The following is a 19,653-nucleotide window of genomic DNA, read 5'->3' as shown; positions in this document are numbered from 1 at the left end:
AGGGTGTATGAAGGGGAAATTAGGGAATTTATTAAAAACAGTTATATTTCTGATCCTGTTTTTTTCATGCTTGTTTGCGGTAAGTCTCGTTGTTGAGAGAAAATCAAGTTATGAGAAAAATGAAATGTTTGTAAGGGAGGCCAAAAAGAACCACATTGATGCATTTATTATTGGATCATCCCATGTAATAAACGGAATAAATCCGATTGAATTATATGAGGATCTGGGCGTTACAGCATATAATCTGGGAGGTTACGGCAGTGTTCTGATGTCCAGTTACTGGCAAATGAAGCTGGCTCTTGATTATTGTAAGCCCAAGGTTGTGTTTGTAGACGCATATATGCTGGAAAACGACATTCGCTATATAGACGATCCAAATGCGAATGTTACAAGCGATGAGCTGCACCTTAATATAGACAGATTTCCACTTGGAAAAACCAAGGTGCAGGCGATAAATGACATGATAGAGGATAAGGACATAAAGATGCAGTATCTTTTCGACTTTATCGTTTATCATGACAGATGGAAAGAGATCACTTCAGATGATGTAAAAAGACTAAGCGGCACATCAAAGATAAATACCCTTATGGGTGCCGATATGCTCTATAACATCCATGGCTATGATTTTGAATATACTGACCTTGATACCGGAGGACTTCCGGGAGAAACAGTAGGTACGACGTATCTAAGAAGGATCATAGAAGAGTGTAAGGCGCAGGGCATAGAGGTGGTTGTAATGACCCTTCCGTTCCTTGCCATGGAGGAAAATCAGCAGGCTGCCAAAACGGCTGAGCAGATTGCAGATGAGTATGGAGTATATTCTATCAACATGCTTGATATGGAAGGGCTTGTCGACTATGACATGGACTTCAAGGATGCCGGACACCTCAATGTAATAGGAGCAGATAAGGTTACAAAATGCCTTGAGAATTTCATAGCAGAAAATCTTGATCTTCCCGACCATAGAGATGATCCTGAATATCAGGTCTGGCAGAGCTGTGCTGATGAGTACTATGACAATATGAAAAAGATGCTAACAGGCAATGAAGACATATATACGAGCGGACTATACATGCAGCTTCTTCAGAATAAGCAGACCTTTGCTATAAGCATTAAAGGCGGATCAAAGAGCTTTTACGATACTGTATTTATGAAGGAACTAAAGGCTATGGGAGCAGGCGAAGTCCTGGATAGAGCCATAGAGACAAAAGCACCGTATATTTTCATCTCAGATAAGGGAAATGTAACAGAGTTTGCAGGAGAGATGGATTTGCAAACAGTTTCAACGTCTAAAGGAGATCTAAGCTACGGAGCAGGCGGCGATATCTACAGAATGCTATATATAAACGATGACTTCGAGACAAATTATCTGTATTCGGATGCTTACGCTTACACAGATGTACAGATGCTGTTCTTTAAAAAGGGACAGGTAAAAGCGCACCAATACTACAATTGTGATAAATTTACTTACGACTACTTATCGGATTAAGGGGGGGAAAGTGATGCAGTTTGTATCATTGGAGTTTTTGATATTCATACTATCAGCATGTTTGATCACATGCATTATTCCGCAAAAATACAGATATATCTGGTTTCTTGCAGCCAGCTGGGGATTTTACTATAAGCTAAACGGTAAGTTCCTTATTTTGCTACTTTTCGTTACTGTTGTAGCTTATGTGGCCGGAAGAGCCGTAGGAGGAGAAAACGGCGACAGATCAAAGAAAAAGGCTGTCCTTGTATCATCGATAACGATACTTGTTTTGATGCTTGGGTATTTTAAATACACAGGTTTTCTCATGGATACTGTGAGTAGCATTCAGTCTTTCTTTAAGCTATCTGAGACAGCTCCCGTTCTAAATATCATCCTTCCTGCCGGAATATCATTTTATCTGTTTCAGGCGATTGGATATATTGCTGACTGCTACATGGGAAAAATAGAGCCTGAAAACAACTACTTAAGACTTGCGACATTTATTTCATTTTTTCCGCAGATATCGGCAGGACCTATTGAGAGAGCTTCAAATATGCTGCCTCAGTATGTGAGTCCCAAAAAAGTTTCTATGGATGATATAAAAGATGCTGCGCTCTTGATATTGTGGGGATATTTCCAGAAGATAATAATCGCTGACAGACTTGTTACGGTTGTAAACAGCGTATATGCAAATTATGAGCAGAGGGATGGCGGAGTTCTGTTCCTTGCCACACTGTGTTATACACTTCAGATATACTGTGATTTTGCGGGCTATTCAAACATTGCCATAGGTACAGCAAAGCTTATGGGAATTAAACTTATGGATAACTTTAAAAATCCATATCTGTCGGGATCTGTTGCAGAGTTCTGGAGAAGATGGCATATATCTCTTTCGACATGGTTTAGGGATTACATCTATATTCCTCTTGGCGGAAACAGGAAGGGACTTACCAGAAAACTCATAAACCTGATGATCGTATTTGCAGTAAGTGGTCTCTGGCACGGAGCAGCATGGACTTTTGTTGTGTGGGGACTTATCCACGGCTTATTCCAGGTTGCAGGAATTCTGCTAAAGCCTTTAAGAGATAAGCTTGTAGATGTGTTTAACATAGACAGAGAGAGCTTTTCACATAAATTTATCAAGATTTTTGTGACATTTATGCTGGTAAATATCGGATGGGTATTCTTCAGAGCAGAGAGCTTTGCTCAGGCTGCATTTATCCTTAAGAATATGTGGACGATATCGCCCTGGATAATAACAGATGGAACCCTTATTTCACTTGGACTGTCAGCTCCGGATGTTTATCTGATGATTGGATCCTTAATAGTTCTGTTTATTGTTGACGTATGCAATTACAGAGGGATCATTGTCAGGGAAAATATCAATAAACAGGGACTTTGGATGAGATGGGTCATCTATATTGTGGCCGCTGTATTCGTTATTACGTGTGGAGTATGGGGACCCGGCTATGATGCCTCATCATTTATCTACTCAAGCTTTTGATGGAAACAGTAAAAAATCTTGTAACCTTCTATGAATTTGAGCTATAATATTTCTAGTTATTTTGTTAACAAATTATACGAAAGGTGGTACAAATTATGCCATTAGTTACAACTACTGAGATGTTTAAAAAAGCATACGATGGTGGATATGCTGTTGGTGCATTTAATATCAACAACATGGAGTTCATCCAGGCTATTACAGAGGCTTGTGACGAGCTTAAATCCCCCGTTATTCTTCAGTGCTCTCAGGGTGCTATCAAGTACGCACAGTTCCCTTACCTTGTAAACATGGTTAAGGCAGCTTGTGAGGCTACATCTATTCCGATCGCTCTTCACCTTGATCACGGTGCAAGCTTCGAGATTTGTAAGGAGTGTATCGACAACGGATTCACATCTGTTATGATCGATGCTTCTTCAAAGCCTTATGAAGAAAACATTGAACTTTCCAAGAAGGTAGCAGATTATGCTCACGAGAAAGGCTGTGTTGTAGAGGCTGAGCTTGGTACACTTTCTGGTATTGAAGATGATGTTAACGTAGCAGATGATGCTGCACAGTACACAAATCCCGATCAGGTTGAAGACTTCATGAAGCGCACAGGTGTTGATTCACTTGCTATCGCAATCGGAACAAGCCACGGTGCATTCAAGTTTAAGCCCGGCCAGGATCCTAAGCTTCGTCTTGATATCCTTGAGGAAGTTGTTAAGAGACTTCCCGGATTCCCGATCGTTCTTCACGGTTCTTCAGCAGTTCCTCAGAAGTACGTTGGAATCATCAATGAAAACGGCGGCGCTATGAAGGATGCTATTGGTATTCCGGATGAGCAGCTCAGAGCAGCAGCTAAGAGCGCAGTTTGCAAGATCAACATTGATTCAGATCTTCGTCTTGGTATGACAGCAGGTATCCGTCAGCACTTCGCTGAGCATCCTGAGCACTTCGATCCTCGTCAGTATCTTGGCGACGGCCGTGCTTATGTTAAGGAAATCGTTCACGACAAGATCATCAATGTTCTTGGATCAGACGGCAAGGCTTGATTTAAATAATATAAGACCTTTAGAGGCTGCCATGGTTTTATCATCCATGGCAGCTTTTTTATGATTTATTCACTTTTTTTGCAAAAGAAAATCGTGTAAAATTAATTTAACTGTACGTAGTGAGGTGTAAGAAATGCATAATCAGTTAACAAAAAAAGATATAGAGGACATGGAGGCTGAGATAGAGCATAGAAAAGCCGTTGTCAGGAAAGAACTTCTTGAAGACGTTAAGGAGGCAAGGGCTCAGGGAGACTTAAGTGAGAACTTTGAGTACTATGCAGCTAAAAAGGCCAAAAATCAAAATGAAAGCAGGATCCGTTTCCTTGAGAGAATGATAAAAACGGCAGAGATCATCGATGATTCAAGCGCAGAAGATGAAGTCGGAATGAATAAGACAGTAACGGTTAGAATCGAAGAGGATGGAAGCGAAGAAGTATATAAAATAGTTACGACCATGAGAGGGAATGCTCTTAAAGGACTTATAAGTGTAGAATCACCACTTGGAAAGCAGCTCATGGGGCATAAGGTAGGAGAAAAGCTCACAATAGAAGTAAGTAAAGATTACAGCTATGACCTGACCATTACGAAGATAGAAAATACCGAGCTTACAGAAGAGGATAAGCTTAGGGATTTCTAAACATATAAACAACTCTCACAAGGCTATTGCCTACGAAAAGGAGGACTATATGCACGTATTTCAACCTGTTGAACTAGATGAAATATTGGAAGGAGCCTTCCGCTTTGGAGGAGACACATGGGCTCTTCTGACCGCAGGAAATAAAGACAAATGCAATACCATGACAGTTTCATGGGGCGGAGTCACTTATGTGTGGGATAAAACCTGCGCTATAGTTTATGTGAGAGAAAGCAGATATACCAAGGAATTTATGGATGCGAACAAGAAATTCTCGCTCTCTTTTCTTAACAAAAGTGAATTTAACTATGTGAAAAAGTATTGTGGCAGCGTCTCAGGGCGTGACGAAGATAAGATTGAAAATGCCAAACTTACGGTCAATTATTATGAAGATGAAGTTCCGTTTATAGATGAAGCGGACAACGTGATCGTATGCAAGATATTGTATAAGCAGCTTATGAAGGAAGAGAACTTTGTGAGTGGAAGACTTATTGCGGATAATTACAGAAATGGAGATTATCATTACATTTATATCGCTGAAATAAAACAGGTAATGATCAGGTAAAATGTATAACGAATTATCATTTAGAGATATAGGAAATTTCATATTCAAAAAAGATGAACCCCAAAAAGCCGATCTGATAGTTGTTCCCGGCGCTCCTATAAAAGAGCTGGGAATTCATGCCGCAGAGCTTTATAAGGACGGCTATTCTGAAAGAATCCTTGTATCCGGCAACTATTATTTTACCTATGAGAGCCTATATGAGGAATTTAAGGTCTTTACAGGAGATGGCAACAACTGCCTTGGAGAAAAGACAGAAGCTTCATATCTAAAAAAGATAATGGAAGAAAACGGGGTTCCGGGGGAAGCAGTTTATCTCGAGGAAAAGGCGACCAGTACTTTTGAAAATGCAATTTTCGTATCAAAGATGATAAGAGAAAAAGAGTGCTTTAAAGATGTTAAGCATATTATTTTGTGCTGTCAGGCTTTTCATGCAAGAAGAGCACTCATGACATTTCAGTGTGAACTAAAAGACATAGAGATAACAGTTTGCCCTGTTGATACACGGGGAATAACGATAAATACGTGGATTGATACACAAAAAGGCTACAATCTTGTACTTGGCGAACTAAGGAAGTGCGGAGAATATTTCCAAGGTAGCGAAATGTACGAAAAGAGGTAGAAAAAGGAAGAGGGACACCGTGGAGGATCTTGTTAGTTTTTTCGACTATGTAGTAGAAAAAAATAAGTCCATAGCTGCTATTTTTAATCTTGAAGATTACAAGGCGGATTTTCTTACCAAAAACGTAACGCAGCTGGTAGGGATAAGCAGGGATACCATTATGGATGACATAAGGGTACTTCTTAATGTCGGCAAAAAATATGCCGGAGATCCCACAGATCTTATCGCTGTCCTTAAAAAACTTGAACTTGAAGATACCTTATCTGCTGATGTTCTTGAAGTATTTAATGAAGAAAGCGGAGAGATACGCTACTTTAAAGGCACAATTAAGCACGTTATTTTTAAGGAAAAGGACAGGTATCTGCTTGTCTGGATAGATAAGACCGAGGAAGTTACGCGAAATAAGCAGATGGAAGCGATGGTAGAAGTGGCAAAATCTGCAAATGACGCAAAGACAAGCTTTCTTGCCAACATGTCTCACGATTTCAGAACTCCCATGAATGCGATAACCAACTTCAATCTTCTTATCGCAAAAAATTCGGAGAATCCCCAAAAAGTAAGAGACTATACACATAAGATAGGACTTGCCTGCCAGAACCTTCTATCTTTATTAAACGATGTTCTTGATATGAGTAAGATTGAGAGCGGACAGTCGAAGCTTTCTCAGGAGGAGTTTGCGCTTGGATTATTACTTGAAGAGGTTAATTCGGTAATAGCTTTTCAGGCAAAGGCAAAACAGCAGGATTATCAGATTCACTCCGGAGGGATGCAGCAGGATATATTCATAGGCGACAAGCAAAGGATAAATGAAGTACTCGTAAATGTCCTGGGAAATGCGGTAAAGTATACGCCTGTTGGCGGCACGATCGTATTTTCAATAGATGAGTCAAAAAATGCAACCGGTGAATATTGGGACGTACACTTTTCAATAAAAGATAACGGAATTGGAATGAGTAAAGCTTTCCAGGAGACGATATTTGACGCCTTCACCAGAGAAAAGAAGGTTGAAGCAACTGAAATTCAGGGAACGGGACTTGGAATGGCAATTGCCAAGAATCTGGTAGAAATGATGGGAGGAACAATAAACGTCAGCTCGGAAGAGGGAATTGGTTCTACGTTTGACATAATGATCCGCCTTCAGGGAGTAGACCAGAATAAAGGCGACTTCTGGAAAAACCACGGAATCCACAGGATACTGGTAATAGATAATGATGTAAATGAGTGTGCCAAGATAGAGACAGCGCTTAAGGATACAGGTGTCGAGGTCTTCTTCTCAACTAGCGGATATAAAGCTCTCCATCTTATAGAGGTAAGTGACAGAGATAAAAAGGGATTTGACGTAATAATCCTTGGAATGCAGATAATGAGCCTTAGCTGCTTTGAGCTGGCACAGAGGATACATGAGAAAAAACTATTATCATCGCCGATACTCCTTCTTTTAACAGAGGATTGGGAGGAGGTTGCGGATGAAGCAAGAGAATCGGGAATTTACGACTTTTTGCAGAGACCGTTTTTCATGTCTACTTTTAAACAGCTTATTGAGGATATTGTAAACAGGACAAGCTCTTCAAATATAAGGCAGATAAGTAAGATAGGCGGAATGAGGCTTCTTGCGGCCGAAGATAATGAAATAAATGCAGACATATTAATAGAACTTCTGAATATGGAAGGTGCTGTTACAGAGAGGGCAGTGAACGGACTTGAAGCGGTAAAGATGTTTTCAGATGCAAAGCCCGGGTATTATGATGCGATCCTTATGGATATTCAGATGCCGGTCATGGACGGCTATGAGGCTACAAAAGCTATCAGAGAACTTGAAAGAGAGGATGCCCGGGAAATACCGATAATAGCAATGACTGCGAATGCATTTGCCGATGATGTGCAAAAGGCCCTTGGTGCCGGAATGAATGCACATGTTGCAAAACCTATTGATATTAAGCTGATGGAGGAAACGATTGTTAATATTATAGGTAATAAGCGGTCGACATAAAAATTTATACATGATATTATATAATACTGAATAAGAAAAAACGGAGATAAGATTAGTCATGAAAAAAGCGTTGATCATTGGTGCTGGTCCGGCAGGTCTGACAGCAGCTTATGAGCTTCTTACAAAATCAAATGATATAGAGGTAGTAATCTTTGAGGAGACTGACAAGTTCGGTGGTATTTCCCGCACAGTTGAGTACAAGGGAAACCGCATGGATATGGGCGGACACAGATTTTTCTCTAAGGTTCCCGAAGTAAATGAATGGTGGGATAATATGCTTCCCAGACAGGGCAGTGCATCCTATGACGATATAGTTTTAAAGCGCCCTTCATCACTCAATCCGGGTGGACCGGATCCTGAAATTGAAGACAGGGTAATGCTTAGAAGAAATCGTATTTCAAGAATATTCTTCAACAGCAAATTCTTTGATTATCCTATAACCCTTAAGGTTGAGACATTTACTAATATGGGACTTGGAACCACAATAGTTGCAGGTTTCTCATATCTTAAGGCTATGATATTTAAGCGCAAGGAAAATTCACTTGAAGATTTCTACGTGAACAGATTTGGTAAAAAGCTGTATTCAATGTTCTTTGAGCATTACACAGAGAATCTTTGGGGAAGACATCCCAGCCAGATAGATCCCAGTTGGGGCGCTCAGAGAGTTAAGGGCGTTTCAATTATGGCTGTTCTTGCCAACGCATTTAAGAAAAAGAGCGGCAAGACAGGCGGTAAGGTAGAGACATCACTTATAGAAGAGTTCAGCTACCCGAAACTCGGTCCCGGACAGCTTTGGGATGTAACAGCTTCCGAGATAGAGAAGAAGGGCGGAAAGATAATAAAGAATGCCAAAGTTGTTAAGATAAACAAGGATGGCGACCATCTCACAGGTGTTACATACCTTCAGGATGGCAAGGAAGTAACTGTTGAAGGTGATTATGTTATAAGCTCAATGCCTATAAAGGATCTTGTAGCAGGAATGAATGATGTACCTGCAGATCCCGTAAGAATTGCAGCAGGTCTTCCTTACAGAGACTACATGACACTTGGTGTACTTATTCCTCATCTTAATCTCATCAACAAGACAAACGTTAAGACAATCGGAAATATAGTTCCGGATAACTGGGTTTATGTACATGACCGCAACGTGCAGATGGGAAGATTCCAGATTTACAATAACTGGTCACCATATCTTGTAAAAGACATTGATAATACTGTATGGATGGGACTTGAGTACTTCTGCAATGAAGGCGATGATATGTGGAGCATGACCGATGATGAATTTGCTAAGATGGCAATTTCAGAGATGGTTAAGATAAACCTCATCGATTCAGAGGATCAGGTTATCGATTATCATGTAGAGAGAGTTAAGAAGGCATATCCTGCATACTTCGATACATACGAAGAGATGGATAAACTGGTTGATTACCTCAACACAATTGACAATCTCTACTGTGTTGGTAGAAATGGTCAGCACAGATACAACAATATAGACCATTCTATGTGTACATCATTTGAAACCGTTAAGAATATTCTCAGCGGAACACGTGATAGAAGCAATATCTGGAGCGTAAACACAGAGAAGGAATATCATGAGAGTACAAAAGAAGAATCTCCTGAAGAAAATACTTTGGAAGTAGATTGATAATAATAGGTGTCAAAGTGCCCTTAAAAAGGGCATTCTGGCACCATTTGTGTATATGGACAATTATTTTTTAGAATATATTTTTCAGAGGAGGGTAAAGCATTGATCAATTACAAGAAGGTGACAGACGATACATTTTGGATTGGAGGAAGCGACAGAAGGCTGTCAAGATTTGAGAATATCTTCCCTTTAAAGGATGGTGTGTCTTATAACAGCTATGTGATCATGGATGAAAAGACAGCGCTTTTGGATACAGCGGATATTTCTATATCAGACCAGTTCCTTGAAAACCTGAAGGGAATCCTTTTGGACAAAAAGCTTGATTATCTTGTTATAGATCACATGGAGCCTGACCACTGCTCACAGATAAGTACGGTAGTTTCCATGTATCCGGAAGTTACACTTGTTGGAAATGCAAAAACCTTTACATTTCTTTCACAGTTTTTCCCGGAACTAAACGATCAGGCAAAGGTAACTGTAGCTGAAGGAGATACCCTGTCTCTTGGAAAGCATGAGCTTACATTTGTAATGGCTCCCATGGTCCACTGGCCGGAGGCAATGTTTACTTATGACAAGGCAACAAAGGTGCTCTTTAGTGCGGATGCTTTTGGAACTTTTGGAGCAATAGATGCAGGAATATTTGCAGATGAGTACGATTTTGAAAAGAGATTCCTTGATGAAGCAAGAAGATATTATGCAAATATAGTAGGTAAATACGGCATGCAGGTGCAGGCAGTATTAAAGAAGGCTCAGGGACTTGATATCAAGGTGATCTGCCCGCTTCACGGACCTATCTGGAGAGAAAACATCGGATGGTTTATAGACAAGTATCAGAAGTGGAGCACCTATACACCTGAAGATGATGAAATCGTTGTTATATACGGAAGCCTCTATGGACACACCAAGAGCGCAGCCCAGAAGGCAGCTGACCACTTAAGGGAAAAGAGCGGAAAGAACGTAAGAATATATGATGTATCTGATACACATACTTCAGAGCTTGTATCAGAGGTGTGGAGATGCAGCAAGATAGTGATCTTCTGCCCTACCTACAACAATGGAATATACATTCCGATGGAAAACTTTTTATCAGATCTTGAGGCACTGGGAGTTTCGGGGAGAACTTTTGCCATAGCCCAGAATGGAACATGGGCACCTGCTTCAGGCAAACTGATCACGGAAAAATTATCAAAGTTAAAGAACGTTACTATAGTAGAGCCGATGCTCACAATAAAGAGTGCTCTGCATGAAACGGATGAACCGGAATTTGAAGCTTTTGTAAATGCAGTGGTGAATGCATAATGTATTGACTGTTAAACTGCCGCATATAGCGGCAGTTTTGCTGTGTAAAAAAAGAAAAAGGGAGAAAAGGCATGAAGGAGTTTTTAAAAAGGAAAAACATTGTAATTTCGGGGAAAAGATATGGTATTGACGCCTTATCTGCTATGGCGCAGGGATTGTTCGCATCTCTTCTTATAGGAACAATTCTTAACACGATCGGAAAACAGCTAGGCATAGTTTGGCTTACAGAAGTTGGCGGCTATGCTTCACAGATGAGCGGTGCGGCAATGGCAGTTGCTATTGGTTACGCATTACAGGCACCGCCCCTTGTACTGTTTTCACTGGTAACTGTTGGTTATGCGGCAAATGCACTTGGTAGTACCACTTTAACAGGCGGAGCAGGAGCGGGCGGACCGCTTGCCGTTTTGTTTATAGCAGTTATAGCTGCTGAATGTGGAAAAGCAGTAGCAGGTGAGACCAAGGTTGATATTCTTGTGACACCCATTACTACAATCCTTGTAGGACTTGGCATGGCATATCTTATTGCACCTGCAATCGGGACAGCGGCTTCTTCTGTGGGAAGAGTAGTAATGTGGGCAACCGATCAGCAGCCATTCCTCATGGGCATAGTAGTATCTGTGGTAGTTGGAATAGCGCTTACGCTTCCTATATCATCAGCAGCTATCTGTGCGGCACTTGGACTTACAGGACTTGCAGGAGGAGCAGCTGTTGCTGGATGTTGCGCACAGATGGTAGGATTTGCTTTCATGTCATTTAAGGAAAATAAGTGGGGAGGCCTTGTTTCACAGGGAATCGGAACCTCAATGCTTCAGATGGGCAATATAGTTAAAAATCCCAAGATCTGGATCGCGCCGATTCTTACAAGTGCAATTACAGGCCCTATTGCAACATGTGTGTTCCACCTTCAGATGAACGATCCTGCGAGCGCAGTTGCATCAGGAATGGGAACATGCGGACTTGTAGGACAGATCGGAGTATATGCCGGATGGGTAAATGATGTGGCAACAGGAGTAAAGGCATCGATTACAGCTATGGACTGGATCGGACTTATTCTTATATGCTTTGTTTTACCTGCAGTATTAACAACTCTTTTTGGAATGGGATTTAGAAAAATCGGTTGGATAAAAGAAGGCGACCTTAAGCTTTCATAAGCCATATCGGGAAAGTAGAGAATAGCAGTATGAGTACAAATTATGTGATCGAGAATGAAGCAGTAAAACTTACGGTTTCTTCTCATGGAGCAGAGATTAAGAGCCTTATAAAAAAGAATGAAAACACAGAGATCATGTGGCAGGCAGACCCTGAGTTTTGGGGAAGAACGTCACCTGTACTTTTCCCTCTGGTTGGCAATTATTATGAAAAGAAATCAGTTTTTGCAGGCAAAACCTACAAGATGGGACAGCACGGTTTTGCAAGGGACATGGAATTCGACTGCGTCATAAATAAAGAGGATGAGCTTTCATTTGAACTTTCAGATAATGAAGATACCCGCAAAAAGTATCCCTTTGGTTTTAAGCTGACAATAGGCTACAAATTGCTTAAAAACAAGGTGATCGTAAAGTGGAAGGTTAATAATACAAACAGCGAAACAATGTATTTTTCAATAGGAGGTCACCCTGCATTTAACTGCGATCTTGATACATATACATTAAAGCTCATGAAAAATAATGAGCCGCTATCTATTGTAAAAGCAGGGATTATCTCATCAGACGGATCAGGATGCCTTTCTGATGAAGTAAAAGAATATGGGATTCCCGGCGGCATATTAAAGATGTCTGATGAGCTTTTTATGAGAGATGCACTAATAGTTGAGGATGAGCAGGCAGACGAGGTTGCACTTATCGATGATAAGGGAAATACTGTCCTGACAGTTAAGTTCGATATGCCATTATTTGGATTGTGGTCACCAACAGGCAAGCATGCTCCTTTTGTCTGCATTGAACCCTGGTGCGGAAGATGCGATAGAGTAGGTTTTGGTCAAAAGCTTGAAGAAAGAGAATATGGAAATACTCTTAATAAGGGCGAAGCATTTAAAAAGGAATACACTATTCAAATTTAATGAGTAAATAAGAAAATAATGCGCCGGGATTGATAATAATATCAATCCCGGCGCATTGATTTTTGTGCATAGAAAAACTGAGATTATTGCAGGCGGAGAGGAAGCTCGAGACCGTGAGACACAAGGAGTTCTTCGTTACTAAGTATTTCTTTCGTATCTCCGTCAGCTATGATCCTGCCGTCGTCCAAAAGGATCGTTCTTTCGCAGGTATCCATGATGAAATCAAGATCGTGAGAGGTTATCAGCTTCATGGATTTAATTTCATTCAGGATGGAAATAAGGTTCTTGCGGTTTCTGGGATCAAGAGCGATAGAGGGTTCATCCATTATGATTATATCAGGCTCCATTGCGAGGATAGTTGCTATGGCTGCAAGCTTTTTTTCGCCGCCGGATAGCTTATAGGTCTGCTTTTTGCGCAGATCTTCGATATGCACTTTTGACAGTGCTTCAGATACACGCTTCTCAACATCTTCATCGGAAAGGCCGTAATTCTGCGGACCAAATGCGACATCATCTTCGACAGTTGATAAAAACAGCTGACTGTCAGAATCCTGAAATACATAGCCTATATGCTCTCTTATGTGATTTAGATTTTTCTTGTTAACAGGGTGACCTGCAATTGTGATCTCGCCCTTAAAATCAAGATACAGACCAACAAGCAGCTTCATCAGAGTGGACTTGCCGATTCCGTTTGAACCAACAATACCGATGCTTTCCCCGTCGTGAACAGATAAATTTATATCAGTAAGTACCTGAGCGTCATTTTCGTATGAAAAGCTAAGATGCTCGATTTTTAGTATTTCTCCATGTATACCGGTGTGCATAAATATTCCTCTAAAAAACTAAATTCACCTATCTATATCATCAGCCAAACAGACCGCCGTGCCTTATTAAGATAAAAGCGATGGTCCACAGTAAAAAGTATATTACATCTGTTGGGGAAAAGCTCCTTTTATGAGTCTTGAAATCCCCGGTAAATCCTCTAAGAAGCATGCTTTCATAAACAATGCCCGCCTTGTCCATACTTCTAAGGAGCCACTGACCGACGAAGGTTCCCCATGCTTTGTAATGGATTCCTTTTTGCGAGGGCGCTCTAAGCTTGTAGGCCGTAGCCATCCTGTCTGCTTCGTTGGCCATTACACCGAAGTATCTGTAGATCAGCATAATGACGACAACAACAGTTTTGGGAATGTGCAAAATCCTTAGTGCGTAGCAGATATCATCGATGGAAGTCGTTGCGATCAATATATAAGCCGATAAGACAGCGAAGAATCCCTTAAGCATAAGTGTGATCATGGAAACCATGCCGCCTGTAACAGGGATTTTTACTGCTTCATTCACAGCTATATAGAAAAGGGCTTCTTTATCAAAGAAAGGATTGAAAATACCTACGAATATAACAAGTGGAAGTATGAGCCTCATCCTATATAACCCTTCACGAAAAGACAGCTCGCCGATAATAAAGCCAAAGATCGGATATACTGACATGACAAGAAGAGAAGAGAGGTCATATTTTCCAAATGAAACGACTGTCAGAATATAGAGAATACTAAGAAGCAGCTTTCCCAGCGGATGAAGCTTGTTCATCCAGTGAGAACGCTGCTGCAAAGTTTGTAGTTTATCAAGTTCGTTTAAATTTCTTTCAATTGAGTTCATAAACTAATAGATCAGGCTTTTTCTTTCTTCTTGAAAAATCTAAATGCATAGCAGGCGCCGACTGTTACAGCAATTACTACGAGTGCACCGACAATGCCGGAAAAACTTGTTCCTATAGCAGATTCGCTTCCCTTAAATGCATAATCGGGAAGAAGAGATGTAGCTTCCTGAATTCCGGCAGCTGCATCATAAGCTCCACCTACTGCCTCAAGTTCTGTTGTTCCTGCAACTTGTTCCATGGACCATTCAAGACCATCAGGGAATGCAGAAGCGAAAAGTGAAACGATTCCTCCGCAAAGAGCTGCTGCAACGGCTATAGTGATGATAGTATTTTTAAATGAAAGCTTTCCTTCCTTTACAGTATCAGAAGTTCCGACTCCCCACAAGAGCTCAGGTCTTGCTTCGTGAACAAATGAAAGAACAGCGGCAGTTATAAGACCCTCAACAAAGCCTATAGCAAGGTGTATGGGCTGCATTGTTGACATGAATACGGAGAAAGGAAGTTCTGTGATCTTCGATGCAAGTGTTTCAATTGATACTGAGAATGCGCCAAGCTGAAGTGTAAGTACGCATCCAAGTATCGATGCAATGAAAATCTTAAGTTTTGATGCGCCGTTTTTCATGATGGGTTTCCATATAAGAAGTGCTCCTATAAAGCACCCATAAAATGCCATGTTCCAGATATTACATCCAAGAGCCAGCAGTCCTCCGTCTGCAAATAACAGGCACTGAACAAGAAGAACACCTATCATTGTCAAAAATCCGGCGAAAGGTCCGAGCATAGCTGAGAGCATCATTCCTCCGCACAGATGTCCTGAGGAACCGGTACCCGGGATAGTGAAGTTGAGCATCTGGGTTGCAAAAACAAATGCACCCATAACACCCATAACAGGGATCTTTTTGGGATCGTTTTCTTCGCGGACCTGTTTAACGGAAACAGCCGCAGCTCCTGTAGAAAGTACATACATGGTGCCCGCAACAGCCGGAGCAACCAAAGCGTCTGCCATATGCATAATTTAAAATCTCCTTAATCCTTTTATTAAAAATCTTCAATAAGTATAATTATGTATTTATCCATGTCGCAAGCCCCCCTGGGGGTTAAAAATGCTAATTATTTATCATTTTTTAAGAATAAATTAGCAGAATGAAAATATACTGAGAGTTTGCGAATGCTATACTGTAATTGAGAAAGTATTTTCCGGTAATTTGTAACGATGGATCGAGTTTTCAAATACAAGGATGTAGATTATGCCAAAATTACCAATTAATATTAATTTCAAAAAGCCGGATCCGAAGAAGATCGCGGAAACAATTTTGTACTGTATCTTAGGCGCTGTTCTGGGAATGGTTGCGGTTATCCTGATATTTGCTGCAAACCCACAGCTTACCGGGATGGTTTCTGATGTTATTAAGAAATCTAATGAAGCAGAGGCTGTCCAGAGGGAAGTGATGGCTAATGCACAGCCTTCCAAGACAGAAGATATTCAGGAAGAAGCAACAGATGAAGCGCAAAATCCTGAAAATGAAGAGGAGACAGATGCTGCTTCTAATGAGCCCAAAGGATCGGAAGCAGCTGTCGAGGAAAAGACAGTCGAAGAAACGGTTAATGCAGCAGAGCCCAATTAATGGGGGAAAGCCAAATCCTTGTCACGTAGGATTTGGCTTTTGTTATGAAGAAAAGTGTTTTTATGAGGGGCGAAACAAGTTCTTTCTTGTTTCTGAAGTTAATATACACGACGAACCTTAAATGAAACTAAAGGTTCAATTTTTTTGTAAAAATTAAAAGTCAAAGTATTTTTGGAAAGATCTTCTGCAGTATCTTTGTGTGGTGCAGTATGAATATTGCAACAAGGAAAAACAGATGAGTATAAATAAGCCCCACAATATAATAGTTTCGCTCCAATAGATATCCCAGATAAAAACCAAGATAACATAAAAGCCCTGTCGCCAAGAGACCTAGGATCAGCAGAGGGAGCTTCATGACCGTATTTTTTATGGCATTGGCAAAATCAGCAAATGATGCGTCGAAATATACGAAGCGGCCGATCATAAGGCCAAGATAATACATCATGACAGGACTGTATTCACTCTCATCGCCAATTATATTAAGACAAACAAGTGTAATAATAACGTAGAACATAGCCAGCATTCTGACGGATGCCATTTCTTCTTTTGAGATCTTTTTAAGTGGCACGATCAGATGATCCAGGATAGTGTTTATAACGCATGATAAACATATAAGAAGAAGCAGAATGAAATCTCCTGCGCCTTCCCATGCTTTTAGAAAATACTGAGCGTATATGCCGCTTCCCTCACCTCGTAAAATAAGCGTGTATATGTGATTTAAGATGACATATGAGCAGGCAAAAGTCATGACGGATGTCGCTGATATGATCATTTCATAAAACAGTTGTACAAGCAGGTAGAATTTTTCAGTAAGAGCTTCTTTCCTTTCCTGCCTTGATGACATTCTGGGAACAAGTATCTGGGTACTTGCAAAAATCATAAGTATGCTAAACAAAAGAAACAGGAATGCCAAAAGCAGATATATAAGCTTTTTTGGCCACGTGAAATCCGGATTAAAGTAAGCGTCTAAAGTCATATCCCCTCCAAAATAATTTTTTACCTGATATATATTAACACAAATAAAAATATTAAATTATGATAATTTTTTTACGAATTTTATGAATGACAAAAAGGTTTGATATACAATAAAATAAATATAAGTATCTATGCAGGGGGCAAGAACATGGAAGGCAAATCAGTTTTTCGTAAAAAAAGTTTGGAAAGAGTTTCATCACCTGAGCAGTTAAATGACTACATTCAGGTTACAACTTTTTCGGTCTGGATAGTTCTGTTATCTACCATAATTCTTCTTGCGGGGATAATGATCTGGGGCTTTTTCGGTGAAATACATGTAAATACAGAGAATGGTGAAAAGACGGTAGCACCTATTACGTGCATTCTGGAATAAGGGGAATATATGATAACGAGGGGAAATAAACATATTAAGTCTCCATTAGAAAAGGGCGTGGCTAAGGTTCCTGTTATTATGCAGATGGAAGCACTTGAATGCGGCGCTGCGTCTCTTTGCATGATCATGGCTTACTACGACAAGTGGATACCACTCGAGCAGGTCCGCGAGGACTGCGGAGTATCCCGTGATGGCTCCAAAGCCAGCAATGTCGCCAAGGCTGCAAGAGAATACGGATTAGAGGCTCAGGGCTACAAATTTGAGACAGAAGCTCTCAAGAAGGAAGCAACTTTTCCATGTATTATCCACTGGAACTTCAATCACTTTATAGTTCTTAATGGATTTAAGAATGGAAATGCCTATGTCAATGATCCTGCAAGAGGAGAAGTAGTCCTTAGCGAAAAAGAATTTGACGAGGGCTTTACCGGGGTTGCAATTCTTTTTTCTCCGGGGCCCGATTTTGTTCCATCAGGTAAAAAGAAAAGCATAATAGGCTTTGCGAAAAAGAGGATGCAGGGTACGGGAGCAGCCTTTGCTTTTGTTGCGATAACAACCTGTACCGCATCTTTGTGTGTTATTACAACTACCGCGCTATCAAAGTTCTTCCTTGATTATCTTCTTACAGGAAAAAATCCAAAACTTGTAGTTCCATTTTTGCTGGTACTTTCTCTTATCTCAGCGATACAGATAATAGTTCAATGGATATGTGCGATTTATTCGCTAAGAATAAGCGGCAAATTCGATGCTGTGGGAAATACCACATATTTCTGGCACGTTCTTCGTCTGCCGATGAAGTTTTTTGCTCAGAGAATGGCGGGAGATATTGAACAGAGAAGACTGACCAATGCGATGATAGCGGATGTCCTTGTAAACACCTTTGCTCCGCTGCTTATTAATGCGGCAATGCTGCTTTTTTACCTTGTTTTCATGATGGGATATTCAGTTCCGATGACCCTTCTGGGAGTAAGCTCAATATTTATAAATCTGTTTTTCTCAAAAATTATAAGTGAAAAACGTGTAAATATAACGCGCGTTCAAATGAGAGATATGGCAAAGCTCTATGCAACTACCGTTTCCGGAGTTGAAATGATAGAGACAATAAAGAGCAGCGGCGCAGAAAACGGGTTCTTTCGCAGATGGGCAGGATATCAGGCAAGTGTAAATGCGCAGAATGTAAAGCTCGCCAAATTAAATGCATATTTTGGTTTGATCCCGACTGTTATTATGACACTTACCAATAACATCATCGTTATAGTTGGTGTGTATCTTGTTATGATTGGCAAATTTACAGAAGGTACGGTCATGGCGTTTCAGGGGCTTTTTTTGCAGTTCCTTGAACCCGCGCAATCATTTATAAGTGCAGGGCAGAGCCTTCAGGAAATGCGCACGGAAATGGAGCGAATAGAGGATGTAATGGAATATCCTCTTGATCCCTCAGCAGTAGAAGATGCCGATAAGGTAGTGACGGAAGATAAGTCAAAGCTCTCGGGAAGACTCTCAATGCATAATGTAAGTTTTGGGTATTCCAAGCTTTCACCGCCTCTTATCGAGGACTTTAATCTGGAATTGTATCCGGGCAAAAGCGTCGCCTTTGTGGGTGCAACCGGATGCGGTAAAAGTACATTGAGTAAGCTTATTTCGGGATTATATCAGCCATGGAGCGGAGAGATCTTATTTGACGGAAGGAAAATGAGTGACATAGAAAGAGGCGTATTCAGAGGCTCTGTTGCGGTTGTAAATCAGGACGTAATACTTTTTGAAGATACTGTTGCCAACAATATCAAGATGTGGGACAAATCCATAGAAGATTTTGAAATGATACTGGCTGCAAGGGATGCACAGATTCACGAAGAGGTCATGAGCAGAGACGGGGGCTACCAGTATAAGATCATTGAGGGCGGTCATAACCTCTCAGGCGGACAGAAACAACGCATAGAAATAGCAAGAGTCCTTGCGCAGGACCCCACACTCATAATCATGGATGAAGCAACCAGTGCTTTGGATGCACAGACTGAGTACGGAGTTGTTAAAGCGATAAAGGACAGAGGAATTACCAGTATTGTAGTGGCACACAGACTCTCAACGATAAGAGACTGCGATGAGATCATAGTCCTTGATCATGGCAAGGTTGTAGAGAGAGGAACACACAGCATGCTTATGGCAAATGATGGCCTTTATAAGCAGCTTGTTACTAGTGAATAAACTA

The 19,653-nt window shown here is 40.8% G+C and carries 18 protein-coding genes; 14 read left to right on the top strand and 4 right to left on the bottom strand.

What is annotated here, in order from left to right:
• Positions 1 to 7 precede the first annotated feature (7 nt).
• The 11 genes from T543_RS02695 to T543_RS02645 all read left to right on the top strand — a co-directional run bounded on the left by T543_RS02695 (position 8) and on the right by T543_RS02645 (position 12,817).
• Entirely contained in the window at positions 8 to 1,489 is a 1,482-nt protein-coding gene (locus tag T543_RS02695; protein WP_035765423.1) for a TroA family protein, read from the top strand.
• A 13-nt stretch (positions 1,490 to 1,502) separates the two neighbouring features.
• Positions 1,503 to 2,975: an MBOAT family O-acyltransferase gene (locus tag T543_RS02690; protein WP_035765420.1), complete on the top strand. Its 1,473-nt coding sequence runs from the start codon at positions 1,503 to 1,505 to the stop codon at positions 2,973 to 2,975.
• 95 nt (positions 2,976 to 3,070) lie between these two features.
• Positions 3,071 to 4,006 carry a class II fructose-1,6-bisphosphate aldolase gene (gene fba, locus T543_RS02685; RefSeq protein ID WP_035765418.1) on the top strand — a complete coding sequence of 312 codons (936 nt, stop codon included), beginning with the start codon at positions 3,071 to 3,073 and terminating at the stop codon, positions 4,004 to 4,006.
• 133 nt (positions 4,007 to 4,139) lie between these two features.
• The gene (locus T543_RS02680; protein WP_035765415.1) at positions 4,140 to 4,643 is read left to right on the top strand and encodes a GreA/GreB family elongation factor; all 504 of its coding nucleotides are present in this window, start codon (positions 4,140 to 4,142) and stop codon (positions 4,641 to 4,643) included.
• Positions 4,644 to 4,692: 49 nt separating this feature from the next.
• A complete protein-coding gene (locus tag T543_RS02675) occupies positions 4,693 to 5,205 on the top strand; it encodes a flavin reductase (protein WP_035765412.1) in 513 nt (170 codons plus the stop codon).
• A gap of 1 nt (position 5,206) precedes the next feature.
• Positions 5,207 to 5,824 (top strand): YdcF family protein, encoded by a 618-nt coding sequence (locus tag T543_RS02670; protein WP_035765409.1) that lies wholly within the window; start codon positions 5,207 to 5,209, stop codon positions 5,822 to 5,824.
• 19 nt (positions 5,825 to 5,843) lie between these two features.
• On the top strand, positions 5,844 to 7,814 hold the full coding sequence (locus tag T543_RS02665) for an ATP-binding response regulator (RefSeq protein WP_051638479.1): 1,971 nt from the start codon (positions 5,844 to 5,846) through the stop codon (positions 7,812 to 7,814).
• 58 nt (positions 7,815 to 7,872) lie between these two features.
• Positions 7,873 to 9,459 carry an NAD(P)/FAD-dependent oxidoreductase gene (locus T543_RS02660; RefSeq protein ID WP_035765406.1) on the top strand — a complete coding sequence of 529 codons (1,587 nt, stop codon included), beginning with the start codon at positions 7,873 to 7,875 and terminating at the stop codon, positions 9,457 to 9,459.
• Between the two features lie 102 nt (positions 9,460 to 9,561).
• A complete protein-coding gene (locus tag T543_RS02655; protein ID WP_035765404.1) occupies positions 9,562 to 10,758 on the top strand; it encodes an FprA family A-type flavoprotein in 1,197 nt (398 codons plus the stop codon).
• 71 nt (positions 10,759 to 10,829) lie between these two features.
• Complete coding sequence (locus T543_RS02650; RefSeq protein ID WP_035765403.1) at positions 10,830 to 11,909, top strand: PTS sugar transporter subunit IIC; 1,080 nt, start codon at positions 10,830 to 10,832, stop codon at positions 11,907 to 11,909.
• A gap of 29 nt (positions 11,910 to 11,938) precedes the next feature.
• The gene (locus T543_RS02645) at positions 11,939 to 12,817 is read left to right on the top strand and encodes an aldose 1-epimerase family protein (protein WP_035765400.1); all 879 of its coding nucleotides are present in this window, start codon (positions 11,939 to 11,941) and stop codon (positions 12,815 to 12,817) included.
• Between the two features lie 83 nt (positions 12,818 to 12,900).
• Here the strand turns inward: T543_RS02645 and T543_RS02640 are convergent, their stop codons facing one another.
• From T543_RS02640 to T543_RS02630, 3 genes are read right to left on the bottom strand one after another with little or no spacing between them, the layout of a single operon-like run.
• Positions 12,901 to 13,641, bottom strand: a complete 741-nt coding sequence (locus tag T543_RS02640) for an energy-coupling factor ABC transporter ATP-binding protein (protein ID WP_035765398.1) — start codon at positions 13,639 to 13,641, stop codon at positions 12,901 to 12,903.
• A 40-nt stretch (positions 13,642 to 13,681) separates the two neighbouring features.
• The gene (cbiQ, locus tag T543_RS02635) at positions 13,682 to 14,473 is read right to left on the bottom strand and encodes a cobalt ECF transporter T component CbiQ (RefSeq protein WP_035765395.1); all 792 of its coding nucleotides are present in this window, start codon (positions 14,471 to 14,473) and stop codon (positions 13,682 to 13,684) included.
• A gap of 11 nt (positions 14,474 to 14,484) precedes the next feature.
• On the bottom strand, positions 14,485 to 15,486 hold the full coding sequence (locus tag T543_RS02630) for an energy-coupling factor ABC transporter permease (protein ID WP_035765393.1): 1,002 nt from the start codon (positions 15,484 to 15,486) through the stop codon (positions 14,485 to 14,487).
• Positions 15,487 to 15,721: 235 nt separating this feature from the next.
• Between T543_RS02630 and T543_RS02625 the strand changes: the two genes are divergently transcribed.
• The gene (locus T543_RS02625) at positions 15,722 to 16,099 is read left to right on the top strand and encodes a hypothetical protein (protein ID WP_035765390.1); all 378 of its coding nucleotides are present in this window, start codon (positions 15,722 to 15,724) and stop codon (positions 16,097 to 16,099) included.
• Between the two features lie 160 nt (positions 16,100 to 16,259).
• On the opposite strand, the gene T543_RS02620 is transcribed toward T543_RS02625, so the two are convergent.
• Positions 16,260 to 17,075, bottom strand: a complete 816-nt coding sequence (locus tag T543_RS02620) for a hypothetical protein (protein WP_035765387.1) — start codon at positions 17,073 to 17,075, stop codon at positions 16,260 to 16,262.
• 147 nt (positions 17,076 to 17,222) lie between these two features.
• Here T543_RS02620 and T543_RS02615 point away from each other — a divergent pair, with 147 nt between their 5' ends.
• Positions 17,223 to 17,447, top strand: coding sequence for a hypothetical protein (locus T543_RS02615; protein ID WP_035765385.1), 225 nt, complete (start codon positions 17,223 to 17,225; stop codon positions 17,445 to 17,447).
• A 9-nt stretch (positions 17,448 to 17,456) separates the two neighbouring features.
• Positions 17,457 to 19,649 carry an NHLP family bacteriocin export ABC transporter peptidase/permease/ATPase subunit gene (locus tag T543_RS02610; protein ID WP_051638478.1) on the top strand — a complete coding sequence of 731 codons (2,193 nt, stop codon included), beginning with the start codon at positions 17,457 to 17,459 and terminating at the stop codon, positions 19,647 to 19,649.
• The last annotated feature ends 4 nt before the right edge of the window (positions 19,650 to 19,653 follow it).

This window comes from Butyrivibrio sp. NC2002 (assembly GCF_000702265.1).
In the GTDB taxonomy this organism is placed as follows: domain Bacteria; phylum Bacillota; class Clostridia; order Lachnospirales; family Lachnospiraceae; genus Butyrivibrio.
Note: the sequence above shows the minus strand (reverse complement) of the source record. Positions and strands in the feature narration are given on the sequence as shown.

Coding starts and splice junctions, on each gene's coding strand:
- T543_RS02695 (WP_035765423.1), top strand. CDS start 8: ATGAAGGGGAAATTAGGGAATTTATTAAAAACAGTTATATTTCTGATC.
- T543_RS02690 (WP_035765420.1), top strand. CDS start 1,503: ATGCAGTTTGTATCATTGGAGTTTTTGATATTCATACTATCAGCATGT.
- fba (WP_035765418.1), top strand. CDS start 3,071: ATGCCATTAGTTACAACTACTGAGATGTTTAAAAAAGCATACGATGGT.
- T543_RS02680 (WP_035765415.1), top strand. CDS start 4,140: ATGCATAATCAGTTAACAAAAAAAGATATAGAGGACATGGAGGCTGAG.
- T543_RS02675 (WP_035765412.1), top strand. CDS start 4,693: ATGCACGTATTTCAACCTGTTGAACTAGATGAAATATTGGAAGGAGCC.
- T543_RS02670 (WP_035765409.1), top strand. CDS start 5,207: ATGTATAACGAATTATCATTTAGAGATATAGGAAATTTCATATTCAAA.
- T543_RS02660 (WP_035765406.1), top strand. CDS start 7,873: ATGAAAAAAGCGTTGATCATTGGTGCTGGTCCGGCAGGTCTGACAGCA.
- T543_RS02650 (WP_035765403.1), top strand. CDS start 10,830: ATGAAGGAGTTTTTAAAAAGGAAAAACATTGTAATTTCGGGGAAAAGA.
- T543_RS02645 (WP_035765400.1), top strand. CDS start 11,939: ATGAGTACAAATTATGTGATCGAGAATGAAGCAGTAAAACTTACGGTT.
- T543_RS02640 (WP_035765398.1), bottom strand. CDS start 13,641: ATGCACACCGGTATACATGGAGAAATACTAAAAATCGAGCATCTTAGC.
- cbiQ (WP_035765395.1), bottom strand. CDS start 14,473: ATGAACTCAATTGAAAGAAATTTAAACGAACTTGATAAACTACAAACT.
- T543_RS02630 (WP_035765393.1), bottom strand. CDS start 15,486: ATGCATATGGCAGACGCTTTGGTTGCTCCGGCTGTTGCGGGCACCATG.
- T543_RS02625 (WP_035765390.1), top strand. CDS start 15,722: ATGCCAAAATTACCAATTAATATTAATTTCAAAAAGCCGGATCCGAAG.
- T543_RS02620 (WP_035765387.1), bottom strand. CDS start 17,075: ATGACTTTAGACGCTTACTTTAATCCGGATTTCACGTGGCCAAAAAAG.
- T543_RS02615 (WP_035765385.1), top strand. CDS start 17,223: ATGGAAGGCAAATCAGTTTTTCGTAAAAAAAGTTTGGAAAGAGTTTCA.
- T543_RS02610 (WP_051638478.1), top strand. CDS start 17,457: ATGATAACGAGGGGAAATAAACATATTAAGTCTCCATTAGAAAAGGGC.